The sequence below is a fragment of the Lentzea chajnantorensis genome (assembly GCF_054300775.1).
This window is the reverse complement of the sequence record NZ_JBSDZT010000002.1, coordinates 7,080,565-7,093,137: the sequence shown is the minus strand read 5'-3', so window position 1 is coordinate 7,093,137 and position 12,573 is coordinate 7,080,565. Positions and strand designations below refer to the sequence as shown.

The 12,573-nt window shown below is 70.1% G+C and carries 9 protein-coding genes; 1 reads left to right on the top strand and 8 read right to left on the bottom strand.

Going from position 1 to position 12,573, the window contains the following annotated elements:
• The 6 genes from ACVDFE_RS34010 to ACVDFE_RS33985 form a co-directional block, all read right to left on the bottom strand.
• Positions 1 to 1,746, bottom strand: coding sequence for a sodium/solute symporter (locus ACVDFE_RS34010; RefSeq protein ID WP_458433371.1), 1,746 nt, complete (start codon positions 1,744 to 1,746; stop codon positions 1 to 3).
• On the bottom strand, positions 1,743 to 2,090 hold the full coding sequence (locus ACVDFE_RS34005; protein ID WP_458433370.1) for a hypothetical protein: 348 nt from the start codon (positions 2,088 to 2,090) through the stop codon (positions 1,743 to 1,745). Before ACVDFE_RS34005 ends, ACVDFE_RS34010 begins: the two co-directional genes overlap by 4 nt.
• A gap of 50 nt (positions 2,091 to 2,140) precedes the next feature.
• Complete coding sequence (locus tag ACVDFE_RS34000; RefSeq protein WP_360386929.1) at positions 2,141 to 3,052, bottom strand: LytR/AlgR family response regulator transcription factor; 912 nt, start codon at positions 3,050 to 3,052, stop codon at positions 2,141 to 2,143.
• Between the two features lie 312 nt (positions 3,053 to 3,364).
• Complete coding sequence (locus ACVDFE_RS33995) at positions 3,365 to 3,652, bottom strand: hypothetical protein (protein WP_360386932.1); 288 nt, start codon at positions 3,650 to 3,652, stop codon at positions 3,365 to 3,367.
• Positions 3,653 to 4,049: 397 nt separating this feature from the next.
• The gene (locus ACVDFE_RS33990) at positions 4,050 to 6,536 is read right to left on the bottom strand and encodes a DEAD/DEAH box helicase (RefSeq protein ID WP_360386935.1); all 2,487 of its coding nucleotides are present in this window, start codon (positions 6,534 to 6,536) and stop codon (positions 4,050 to 4,052) included.
• Positions 6,537 to 6,546: 10 nt separating this feature from the next.
• A complete protein-coding gene (locus tag ACVDFE_RS33985) occupies positions 6,547 to 7,896 on the bottom strand; it encodes a glutamine synthetase family protein (protein ID WP_360386938.1) in 1,350 nt (449 codons plus the stop codon).
• Positions 7,897 to 8,271: 375 nt separating this feature from the next.
• Here ACVDFE_RS33985 and ACVDFE_RS33980 point away from each other — a divergent pair, with 375 nt between their 5' ends.
• Positions 8,272 to 8,787 carry a MarR family winged helix-turn-helix transcriptional regulator gene (locus ACVDFE_RS33980; protein ID WP_245816540.1) on the top strand — a complete coding sequence of 172 codons (516 nt, stop codon included), beginning with the start codon at positions 8,272 to 8,274 and terminating at the stop codon, positions 8,785 to 8,787.
• A 99-nt stretch (positions 8,788 to 8,886) separates the two neighbouring features.
• Here the strand turns inward: ACVDFE_RS33980 and ACVDFE_RS33975 are convergent, their stop codons facing one another.
• Both ACVDFE_RS33975 and ACVDFE_RS33970 read right to left on the bottom strand, forming a co-directional pair.
• Positions 8,887 to 10,236, bottom strand: a complete 1,350-nt coding sequence (locus tag ACVDFE_RS33975) for a pyridoxal phosphate-dependent decarboxylase family protein (RefSeq protein WP_360386942.1) — start codon at positions 10,234 to 10,236, stop codon at positions 8,887 to 8,889.
• 42 nt (positions 10,237 to 10,278) lie between these two features.
• The gene (locus tag ACVDFE_RS33970) at positions 10,279 to 12,393 is read right to left on the bottom strand and encodes a glycosyl hydrolase family 95 catalytic domain-containing protein (protein ID WP_458433369.1); all 2,115 of its coding nucleotides are present in this window, start codon (positions 12,391 to 12,393) and stop codon (positions 10,279 to 10,281) included.
• Positions 12,394 to 12,573 lie beyond the last annotated feature (180 nt).

The window sequence follows — 12,573 nt, the reverse complement described above, 5'->3', positions numbered from 1 at the left end:
CTAGCTTCGCTCGTCGCCGTGGGAAGACGAACCTGAGCCGTCCAGCCCGAGGTTCTCGGGCGCGTGGAGCTTGACCATCGTGCGCTGCACCCCCGGCGGCACGTGCCGCTGGGTGAGCAGGGAGACCACGTACATGACCCCGAAGCCCAGCGGCACCGTCCACGCCGCCGGACGGGACAGGAGCGTCTCGTACCGGGCGTCGCCGGTGTCGGTGAACATCGTGACCAGCCCCGCGGTCAGGGCGGGCAGGCCGCCCGCGAGCATGCCCGCGATGGCGCCGGCGGTCGTGATCCGGGTCGACCAGATCCCCAGCATCAGCAACGGGCACAGCGACGACGCCGCCACCGCGAACGCCAGGCCCACCATGTCCGCCACCGGCATGCCCGTCGACACGAACGTCATCGCCAGCGGCACGATGCCCGCGAGCACCGTCGAGATCCGGAACCCGCGCACGCCGCCGAGCCGCAGCACGTCCTGCGACAGGACACCCGCCAGCGACACCACCAGCCCCGAGGACGTCGACAGGAACGCCGCGAACGCGCCACCGGCCACCAGCGCGCCGAGCAGCTCGCCGCCGAGACCGTCGATCATCCGCGTCGGCAGCACGAGCACCACGGCGTCGGTCTGCCCGGTCATCAGCAGCTCGGGCGTGTACAGCCGGCCGAGCGCCCCGTACACCGGTGGCATCAGGTAGAACACCGACAGCAGGCCCAGCACGATCAACGTCGTGCGGCGCGCGGCCGTGCCGTTCGGGTTGGTGTAGAAGCGCACGATCACGTGCGGCAGCCCCATGGTCCCCAGGAACGTCGCGATGATCAGCGAGTAGGCCGCGTACAGCGGGAACTGCTGCCCGCTCGACTCCGGCAGCGACCACGTCTCGTTGGTGTTGTGCCCCATCGTGGACACGTGCGGCACGGTCGAGCCCTGCGGGAACGTGAGCTTCGAGCCCTGTCCGACGCGGTGGTGGCCGGCGGTCAGCACGTGCCCGCCGCCCTCCACGCGCTGCCCGTCGACCTCGCCGGAGCCCCGGACGGTGACGGCCTGCTCGGCGTGCACCACCGTCTCGTTCCGGAACACGACCTCGGTGTCCTGCCGGAACGACGGGAACTCCGGTGCGGTCAGCGACTGGGCGCCGTGCACCTGCCACGCGACGACCAGGAACACGACCGGCACGGTGATCGCGGTGAGCTTGAGCCAGTACTGGAACGCCTGCACGAACGTGATCGACCGCATCCCGCCGGACATCACGTTGACCGTCACGACCGCCGCGACGACCAGCGCACCCACCCAGTCCGGCGCCCCGGTCACCGTGTTCAGCGTCAGCCCCGCGCCTTCGAGCTGCGGCAACAGGTACAGCCAGCCGATCGCGAGCGCCAGCGCCGACGCGACGCCCCGCACACCGCGCGAGCGGAAGCGGGCCTCGGCGAAGTCCGGCAGCGTGTACGCGCCGGAGCGGCGCAGCGGTGCGGCGACCATCGTCAGCAGCACCAGGTACCCGGCGGTGTAGCCGACCGGGAACCACAGCATGTCCGGCCCGTAGGCGAAGATCAGCCCGGCGATGCCCACGAACGACGCCGCCGACAGGTACTCGCCGCCGATCGCCGAGGCGTTCCACCACGGCGACACCGTGCGCGACGCGACGTAGAAGTCCGACGTGGTGCGGGAGACGCGCAGCCCGTACGTGCCGACCAGGATCGTGCCCAGTGCGACGACCAGCACCGCCACGACGGCGTACCCGCTCGTCATGGCCGTTCGACCAGCTCCGCGAACTCGCGCTCGCTGCGTTCGGCCTGCCGCACGTAGAACCAGCCGGCCAGCAGCAGCATCGGGCCCGTCGCCACGCACAGCAGGAACCACGGCAGCCCGAGCCCGAAGATCCGCATCTTGCCGATCTGCGGCTCGATCGCGAACAGCAGCGGCAGCAGTCCCAGCGTCCCGCACACCACGAAGCACACCGACAGGCCCAGCCTGCGCTGGGCGCGGATCAGGGTGCGCATGTAGACAGCGCCGAGCTCGCTCTGCTCGTTGATCTCCCTGGTGCCCGGGTACGGCCGCCGGGCCCGCGGCGCCCTGGTGCGGGGACTCGTCACCACCACGCGCTGGACCGGCCGCGGGGGCGGCTGCCCCGGTGGCGGTGTCGTCACGACCCCAGCCCGTTGCGCGGGTGCGCGGTGGCCGCGGGCGCGGCCTGACCGGACACCGGCGCCGGCCGGGCGCGGCGCACGAGCAGCTGCCGCAGGTGCCGGGCGTGCCGGCGGCTCACCGGCAGCACCGCGCCGCCGATCGTGACGCTGAGGTGCCCCTCCTCCAGCCGCAGCTCGTCGATGTGGCCGAGCGAGACGAGGTGGCTGCGGTGGATGCGCACGAACCCGGCGCTGCGCCAGCGCTCCTCGAGCCCGTTGAGCGCGGCGCGGACCAGCCCGCTGCCGGTCGCGGTGTGCAGCCGGGCGTAGTCGCCGTGCGCCTCCACGTACCGGATGTCAGCGAGCCGGATGAAGCGGGTGACGCCGCCGAGCTCGACCGGGATGACCTCGTCACCGACCTCGGGCGGGGTGGCGTTGGCCGGTTGCGCGGCCGCGGGCGGGGCGGCCTCCGCGGGGTTCTTCGAGTCCCAGACCTCGTGCACGATCCGGTGCACCGACTCGGCCAGCCGCTCCTGGCGCACCGGCTTGAGCAGGTAGTCGAGCGCCTTGAGCTCGAACGCCTCGACGGCGGGCTGCTGGTGCGCGGTCACGAACACGACCGGTGGCGGCTGCGCGAACCTCGACAGCACGCGGGCGAGGTCGAGACCGTCCAGCCCCGGCATGCGGATGTCGAGGAACACCGCGTCGAGCGGCTGGCCCGCGTCCATCGCCCGGTGCAGCACCCGCAGCGCCTTCGTGGCGTCGGTGACGGCTTCGACGTGCGCGATGCGCGGGTCTGAGCGCAACAGGTAGGTGAGGTCCTCCAGCGCGGGTGCCTCGTCGTCGACGGCGAGCACCCGCAGGGACCGTTCGAGGCTGCCACGTCGATCCGGTCCCTCGCACAGGGGGCACGGCAGACCTGAGGTCATTCGAGATCGAGTCCAAACTGTGTACGGCCGATCCTCACGTGGCGCGACTGGACCACGCTCGGTCAACGCGCGCCTGGTGAGCCGAGGGCGTCGGATACGCGATCATGCCTCCTCACGGAGGGTGAGTCGCCGCGGGGGTCCGGTTGCCCGTCGTGCGCACGGCAAGCACCCCCTCGACCCCAGAAAGCCCAATTGGCGCATCATCCGACAGGGCGAGGAGGTACGGGAACCCTCCGAACGGGTGCGTCTGGCCCCTGTCATCGGCGCCGTCGTCACCCACCGTGCAGTTGCCTGGTCACGCGAGCGGCGGCCTCAGGACTGCCGGATCGCCCTCGGCTGAGCCGCCAGCGCGTCACCCAGCGTGATCTCCAGCTCGATGAACGACTCCTCCGCGCGCCGCGCCGCCACGCTCACCGAGGCGGCAGCGGCCGGCCCGACGAGTCTGCGGGTGGGCGCGCGCAGCGCCTGGATCGCCTCGGACCACTGGTTCGAGAGCTTGGCCAGTCCGCTCAGCGTGTCGACGAGGGCTTCGGTGTTGTCCGGCGGCGACGCGACGATCTCCGCCAGCCGGTCGCGCAGCGAGTCCAGTGCCGGGTCCACTTCACTCCTCCCGTGGTGGTGCGCCAGTGGGCGGCTGCGGCTGCCGAGAACGAGCGCGAACTAATTCCCCCATGGGCAACACCATATCTCGACCGCGGAGGTGCGGCGCAATGATGTTGCCCCGACCGGACCACCCGGCCAATCAAGCCGTCATAGCGCCCCGGTGGAGCCGTCGTCTCAACTGGCCAGCGGTTATGCCCGATCGCTGAAATGCATCGGGTTTCAACGTTTAGCGGGTGCAGAATCCAGGTAACCCCGGATTCTGCGCATTAACGCTTTTGTCGTGGCCGCTGTCGCGCGCACCCAGGCCGGAGAACGACGAAGAGTCGTTCGAATTCGTACGGGATTCGCGAAACGGTCCGCGGCCCGGTTCCGCGATCGGGGCGCGGGGACGGCCTCAGAGCCGGCCGACGTCGGTGATGGTCAGCGCCGCCTCGCCCAGCTCGTCGGACTCGGCCAGGTCGACCTCGGCGTTGAAGCCCCAGTCCTTGTCGCCTGCCGGGTCCTCGAAGATCTGCCGGCACACCCAGCGCTCCTGCTCGACGTTGATGATCAGGAACGCCGGGCCGCGCGCGTTGGGGCCGGTGCCGATGTCCGAGTGCTCCTCGAAGTACGGCTCCAGGGCGTCCATCCACTCCTTGGCCGTCCAGCCGGACTCGTGGTCCAGCTCGCCCAGCGAGTACCAGTCGCGCTTGGCGGCGAGCTCGACGCGGCGGAACAGGGCGTTGCGCACGAGCACCCGGAACGCGCGGGTGTTGCGGGTGACGGCGGGCGGCTGGTCCACGCGGACCTCCTGCACCGTGCCGTCGGGGTTGGTGAGCTTCTCCCACTCGTCGATCAGCGACGAGTCGACCTGGCGGACGAGCTCGCCCAGCCACGAGATCAGGTCCTGCAGCTCCTCGGTCTTGGCCTCCTCCGGCACCGTCTGCGACAGGGCCTTGTAGCCGTCGGCCAGGTAGCGCAGCACGAGGCCCTCCGAGCGGGCCAGGCCGTAGAACGAGACGTACTCGGTGAACGTCATCGCGCGCTCGTACATGTCGCGCACGACGGCCTTGGGGGACAGGTGGTAGTCGCCGACCCACGGGTGGCCGCGGCGGTAGGTGAGGAACGCCGCCTCCAGCAGCTCCTCCAGCGGCTTCGGGTAGGTGACGTCCTCCAGCAGCTCCATGCGCTCGTCGTACTCGATGCCCTCGGCCTTCATGGCGCCGATGGCCTCGCCGCGGGCCTTGTGCTCCTGCGCGCCCAGGATCTGCCTCGGGTCGTCCAGCGTGGACTCGATCACCGACAGCACGTCCAGCGCGTAGCCGGGGGCCTCCCGGTCGAGCAGCTCGATGGCCGCGAGCGCGAACGGCGACAGCGGCTGGTTCAGCGCGAAGTTGAACTGCAGGTCCATCGTGAGCCGGAAGTCGCCGCCGGAGCGTTCCACGACACCGGCCGCGACCAGGGCCCGGTACATCGCCAGGGCGCGCTTGATGTGCTTGAGCTGCTTCGGGCGGTCCTCGTGGTTGTCCTCCAGCAGGTGCCGCATCGCCTGGAACGCGCCACCGGCCGGGCGGCCGATCACGTTCAGCAGCATCGCGTGCGAGACCTGGAACGACGACGTCAGCGGCTCCGGCTCGGCGCCCACGAGCCGTTCGAACGTCGACTCGCTCCACGACACGAACCCGTCGGGCGCCTTCTTGCGGACGACCTTGCGCTTCTTCTTCGGGTCGTCGCCCGCCTTCAGCAGCGCCTTGCGGTTCTCGACCTCGTGCTCGGGCGCCTGCACCACGACCGTGCCGACGGTGTCGTAGCCCGCGCGACCGGCCCGGCCGGCGATCTGGTGGAACTCGCGGGCCTTGAGGATGCGGGTGCGGGTGCCGTCGTACTTCGCCAGCGCCGTGAACACGACCGTGCGGATCGGCACGTTGATGCCGACGCCGAGGGTGTCCGTGCCGCAGATGACCTTGAGCAGACCGGCCTGGGCGAGCTGCTCGACCAGCCGCCGGTACTTGGGCAGCATGCCCGCGTGGTGCACGCCGATGCCGTGCCGCACCAGCCGCGAGAGCGTCTTGCCGAAGCCGGAGGAGAACCGGAAGTTGCCGATGAGGTCGGCGATGGCTTCCTTCTCCTGCTTGGTCGCCACGTTGACGCTCATCAGCGACTGCGCGCGTTCCAGCGCGGCGGCCTGGGTGAAGTGCACGACGTAGATCGGCGCCTCGCGGCCGTGCAGCAGGTCCTCGATCGTCTCGTGCAACGGCGTGAGGACGTACTGGAAGTTCAGCGGCACCGGGCGCTGCGCCGAACGGACCACCGCGGTCGGGCGGCCGGTGCGCCGGGTCAGGTCCTTCTCGAAGAACGCGACGTCGCCCAGCGTCGCCGACATCAGCAGGAACTGGGCCTGGGGCAGCTCGATCAGCGGCACCTGCCACGCCCAGCCGCGGTCGGGCTCGGAGTAGAAGTGGAACTCGTCCATCACGACCTGGCCGACGTCCGCGGCCGTCCCGTCGCGCAGCGCGATGTTCGCGAGGATCTCCGCGGTGCAGCAGATGATGGGCGCCTGGTCGTTCACCGAGGCGTCGCCGGTCATCATGCCGACGTTCTCCGGCCCGAACACCTCGCACAGCGCGAAGAACTTCTCCGAGACCAGCGCCTTGATCGGCGCGGTGTAGAAGCTGCGCTGGTTGCCCGCCATCGCGACCAGGTGGGCACCGATGGCCACCAGGCTCTTGCCCGACCCGGTGGGCGTGCTGAGGATGACGTTCGCCCCCGAGACCAGCTCGATGACCGCCTCCTCCTGCGCGGGGTACAGCGCCAGGCCGCGTTCGGCGGCCCACCCGGAGAAGGTGTCGAACAGTTCGTCTTCGTCGGCGATCGAGGTGAGCCGGTCCGTGAGTGCAGTCATCGCGGGTGAACTATAGGTGGTACGCGTACTCGGTGAACTCCCAGTCGGTCACGAACCGCTGGAAGCGGGCCACCTCCTCCCACTTGAAGTCCACATAGGACCGGACGAAGTCCTTGCCCAGCACCTCGACCATCGCCGTGTCCTCCTCCAGGTAGGCGAGGGCGTCCGGCAGCGTGGCGGGCAGCGTCGGGGCCTTGGACGGGTCGTAGCCGTAGCCCGCCGAGGGGCGCGGCGGGTCGATCCGGTCGCGGATGCCCAGGTAGGTGGCGGCGATGAGGCCCGCGATGCCCAGGTACGGGTTCGCGCTCGCGTCGCCCAGGCGCAGCTCCAGCCGGGTGGTCTCGCCCCGCTCGGCCGGGACCCGCAGCATCGAGCTGCGGTTGTCGAGGCCCCAGTCGATCAGCCACGGGGCGAGCGAGTCCGGGCCGAACCGCTTGTAGGAGTTGACCGTCGGGTTGAGCAGTGCGGCCAGCGCCGGTGCGTGGGTGAGGATGCCGCCGATCGCCCAGCGCGCCTCGTCCGACAGGCCGTGCGAGGTGCCCGCCGCCTGGAACGCGTTGCGGCCGTCCTTCTCGTGGCACGACAGGTGCAGGTGGAAGCCGGAGCCGCCGCCGTCGTTGAACGGTTTGGCCATGAACGTCGCCAGCCGCCCCTCGCGCCGGGCGAGCTCCTTCACCGAGGTCTTGAACCGGAACGCCCGGTCGGCCGCGTCCATCGCGGGGGAGTGCACGAGGTTGATCTCGAACTGCCCGCCGGCGTACTCGTGGTTGCCGCCGGTGGTCTGCAGGCCCGCCGAGCTCAACGTCCGGAGAGTTCTCAGCAGGTGACCGTCCGAGTCTCCGCGGCGGCCGGTCGCGTACACGTTGCCCGGCTCGTCGCAGTACGGCCGCCACCCGTTCGGGCGGTCTTCGTCGGGTTCGCAGAGGAAGTACTCCAGCTCCGGCCCGACCACCGGCGAGAGACCCGTGGTCTCGAACACCTCCAGCGCCCTGCGCAGCACCTGGCGGGGTGACTCGTCGACGGGTCTCTCGTCGGCCGGGCTGAGCGCGTCGCCGATGCACCACGCGACCCCCGGCTCCCACGGGATCGGCAGCAGCGTGTCGAGGTCGGGCACCACGATCACGTCGGGCAGCCCCGCGTCGAGCACCCCGCCGTTCTCGGTGGTCTTGCCGCCCGGCGTGGTGCTGTAGACGGCCCGGCAGAACGACAGCCCGCGCTGCGTCACCGCAGGTAGGTGTTCGACGAGGACGTCGCGCCCCCGGTCCGTGCCGAGCAGGTCGGGGAAGACGACGCGCACCACGTCGATGCCGTCGTCGCCGAGTCTTGCCGCGAGCTCCCGTGTCACCTGTTCACCGACCACGTCGAACTACCTTTCCTGGCCCAGTGCGTCGCTGGCGCGGAAGGGGACAACGTTCGAGGTGCGAGCGCTGTCGACCCGTCCGTGGAGCGCAGACCGTGCTCGGTCTCAGCTGGGGGCTCCGCACTCATCGTCCACCACTGGGCAACAGTCCGTAACTGGACGGGTGACGACCGTCACGGGACCATGCGCGATGTGACATCGTGATCACAGCGCGAGCAGACTCGTGCCGGATCGAAACCACCAGGTCGAAGACATACTTCGGAACCGCAAGTATTGTGCCGGGAACACCTGAGCTCGAGCACGGGAGACTTTGAGTTGTCTGGTCACCACACGATTGCCGAGACCGAGAAGGCCGTCCAAGCCAAGCTCGGTGCGGTGCCACTGCGTCGCGAGCAGATGGCGGCGGTGTCGAACATCCACCGCGCCGCGACCGCGATCCGGCAGCACCTCGAGAACTCGGTGCTGCGCACCAGCGATCTGACCTGGACCGGCTTCGTCGTGCTCTGGGTCGTGTGGATCTGGGGCGAGATGGAGACGCGGTACGTCGCCGAGGAGGCCGGCATCTCCAAGGGCACCCTGACCGGCGTCGCCAAGACGCTGCAGTCGCGGGGCCTGCTGGAGCGCATGGGCCACCCGACCGACGGGCGCCTCGCGGTCCTGCGCCTCACCCCTGAGGGTGAAGAGCTGATGGCCGACCTCTTCCCCAAGTTCAACGAGGAGGAGGTCTTCGTCTCCGACCCGCTGGAGTCGTCGGAGGCGCAGTCGCTGGCCGAGATGCTGCGCCGGATGGTGACGCACCTGGAGGCCAACGGCGAGCAGCGCCGGCTCGACCTGCGCGGCGACACGCCGTTGCCGCCGCGCCGCTCCGGCCGCCGCGCCAAGCACGGCTGAGGACCTGCGCGCCCGTTGGGCGACTCACCGGGGGTGAGTCGCCCACTTCGGCGTTCCCCCGCTGTCCGACCCGGAGCGCAGGCCGCTTGACCTGCACCGTCAGAGCAGGCTGAGCACCCGCGCGTGCAGCGTGTCGAGGTACTCCTCGGACTCCGGCTTCATCAGCACGCTGCGCAGCACCCGCGCCCCGTCCGCGTCCGCCGCAACGCCGGGGTGCCGTGCTGCGAACGCCTCCTTCGACGCCCGTGCCACGCTCAGGAACACCGGGTCGACGGCGGCGTTCATGCCGGTCTGCATCACCCGGTGCGCCGCCGCGTCCACGGCCGAGAGCGTCAGCGGGCTGGTCCGCGGGAAGTACGTGACGATGTCGAGCTCGGGCTCCTGGTAGAGCTCCAGCTGCTCCGACTCGCGGATCAGCCCCGCCCACCGCACGGCCGCGCGCCGTCCGGCCGCCAGCACCTCGCCCAGGCCCTCGCGGGTCAGCGGGAGCAGCTTCAGCGTCAGCCACAGCCCTGCGGCGGCCGCACCGGCACGGGAGCACTCCAGGCTGATCTCACCGAGGTGCAGCTCGTCGGACGTGAAGTACGTGTAGGGCGAATCGTGCAGGTAGAAGCGGCCCACGGACGGGTCGCGGAACAACACCGCACCACAGCCGTAGGGCTGAAGACCGTGCTTGTGCGGATCGACCACGACGGAGTCACACGATCCGATGGCCTCCCACGGCTCCGGCGCCAGGTCCGTGCCCGCGAGCAACGCGAAGAACCCGCCGTACGCACCGTCCACGTGCACCCGCACGTCGTAACGCCGTGCGATGTCCAGCACGAGATGCACCGGTTCGATGGCACCCAAAGCGGTGGTTCCCGGCGTGACCACGACCGTTCCGACCTTGCCGCCGCGCAGCAGCGCTTCGAGAGCGTCCAGGTCCATGCGCCCGCGACTGTCCACGGGCACGGGGAACCCCTCGACACCGAGCACACCGCACATGCGCGAGTGTGTGTAGTGCGCCTCGGAGGAGTACGCGACGCCACGGCCCGGATGCAGCGACCGGGCGACGAACAACGCCTCCAGGTTGGCGATCGTGCCGCTGGAGGTGAGGTGGCCGAGGTGCTGCTCGCCGTAGCCGAACATCCCCGCGAGACCGGCCACGACCTCGCGTTCCATCGCCGCGGTCGCCGGGCCGCCGTCCAGCGCGTGGTTGTTCGGGTTGATCAGCATCGCCGACAGGTAGCCGACGACGGCGGCCGGGTGCGGCGGTTTCAGCATCTGGCCCGCGTAGCGCGGGTGGAAGAACGGGTAGTTGTCGCGCAGCCGGTCCTGCAGCTCGGCGAGCGCCGACCCGAAGAGCGCCGGGTCGACCTCGACGGATGAGTGGGGTGTGAAGGTGCCGTACTCGGCGGTCCACTTCTCGTGGTTGGTCAGCGCCTCGTTGAGCCAGTGCTGAAGATCCACCGCACACCCCACTCGTCCGATCCGGTTGTTCGAATTCGGACGTTACGGCAGACCCCAGCGCGAAGACGAGCCGTTGGCCGTCACATCGCGCGCTACGACGTTCGGACGAGTGCCCTTGCGACTGACGATGGCCGTCTGCCCACGGCGCAACGGCACGACGATGGCCGAACCCTGCTGCTTGTGGTCCAGTCGCCGGCCCCACGGGTCGCGCACGTCGATGTCACCGGTGATGCCGTGGTCGAGCACCAGCGGCGAACCGGCCTCCGAGTGCACCCGCACCCAGTCGGTGCGCCCGCCCGACCGTGACGCGTCGACCAGGAACGCGCCCTGGGTGCGCAACGACGAGATGGACGCGTCGGCCCACGTCTGCGAGACGGACGGGAAGACGCGCACGACGTTGTTGTGCGACTGGACCATCATCTCCAGCACGGCCTGGCCGGACATGAGCGGCGACTCGATCGCGAGGTTGCTGCCCTCGCGGTAGAAGGAGTTCTCGGTGAGCACCGCGTTGGACCCGACCGGCTTGCGGTCGAGGAAGTGGCGCAGGAACGCCAGCGCCTCCTCCGGCCGCCCCATCGCCGAGGCCATCGCGGACGCGGCGCCGTAGCTGTAGCCGGCCCAGGCCTCGCGGCGCGACACCCAGTGGTCGAACGTCCGCGCGATCAGGTCGCGGTGCTCGGCCACGTCCCACGTGAGCTCGCGCAGCGGGTAGAACCACAGCAGGTGCGAGAAGTGCCGGTGCGAGTCGGTGAGCGCCACGTCCTTGCCGATCAACGCGCCGTCCGGACCCAGGTGGTAGGGCACGAGCCGGGTCAGCACGTCCCGCCAGCGCGGGTTCTCCTCGATCGACAGCAGCGTGCGCACGCCCCAGCGGATCAGCGAGAGGTCGTAGGTCGTGTCCGTGGCGTTGGCGTACTCCGGTGACCGCGTCTCCGGCAGGTGCAGCCTGCCGTCGGTGCCCTCGACGAGGAACCGCGCGTAGTAGTTGACGGCCTTGGTGAGGATCGGGAAGAGGACGTCCTTGAGGATCTTCTCGTCCATCGTGTGCCGGTAGCCCAGCCACACGTTGTGGCACGCCCACAGAAGATTGCCCGTGTGGTCATTCGGCGCCACGCCGGGCACACCGCAGTAGCGCGGCCCGGAGCGCAACGTGCGGTCGCCGGGGTGGCAGATCGCGTACGAGTCCCCGTCCCGGTAGGCGGGGTTGATGTTGCGTTCGAGGTTGTGCTCGTAGCGCTTCAACGTGGTCGTCACGGCGTCGAGCTCGTGGTGGTTCGAGCCGTTGACCAGCGGGTACGAGATCTGGACGTTGAGGTTCCACCACACGGCCGTCCAGCTGTTGCCCTGCTCGGGGAACCACGGCCCCCACTCGCTGATGACCGGCGCGTCGGCGCGGGTGGCGGCGGCCATCTTGTAGAGCTGCAACCAGTAGAAGCGCTGCACGAGCTTGTCCGGCACCGACACCAGCGACTTGGCGAAGTACGCGTTCCACCAACGGCGGTGCTGCAGCAGCAATACCTCGAACGGGATCGCCAGCGCCGTGCGCACCTCACGGATCGCGTCAGACGTGTGCGTGTCCGCGGGATGCGTGTACGCCACATGGGCCGCGAACCGGCCGCCACGGGCCGACCAGGCCGTCGTGTAACCACCGCCCGCGTGCAACGGCTGCGCGGCGTACGAGACGCCGTTCGCGGTGCCCAGCGCCGGCGCGGGGTTCGCGGTGTAGTCGGCCGGCCTGCGGACCTGGCGGGTCGTCGAGGACTCCAGCGGCTGGAACCCCCAGGTCACGTCACCGCGCACGGACGCGAGGAACGTGCTGCGCGCGTTGTGCACCAGCATCGTGAAGGTGGCACTGCCCTGCGTGGTGGTCACCGAGCCGGTCAGCTCCGCGTTCCACAGGTCGAGCGTCCAGTCCATGGCCGTGATCGCGCCGGCGAACCGCAGCGTCAGGTACCCGATCGGCAATCGGGACAGCCCGATCGCGGCCTCCCAGTGCTCGCGCTGGTCCTGCACCTCAGAGTGGCTGAGCATCAGCTTCAGCTCGTCCGGCGTGCGCCCGGCGTAGACCTGCACGCCCAGGAAGCCGTTCGCGAGGAACGGGCTGTCGCCCCAGTTCTGCGGCAGCCGCCGCCACTCCATCCGGGCGTCGCGGACCACGTCCCGGTGGACGTTGTGACCCGATGTCTCAGGGGCGGTCGGCGCTGCGACCGAGGTGCCCGAGCCCAGTGCCGACGCACCCACGGCTGCGCCTGTTCCGTACAGAAAGGTTCTACGCGACAGCTCTGTCACTGTTGGTCCCTCCGTGCCGTGGCGGCGGCGGAACGGATCTAACCGCAG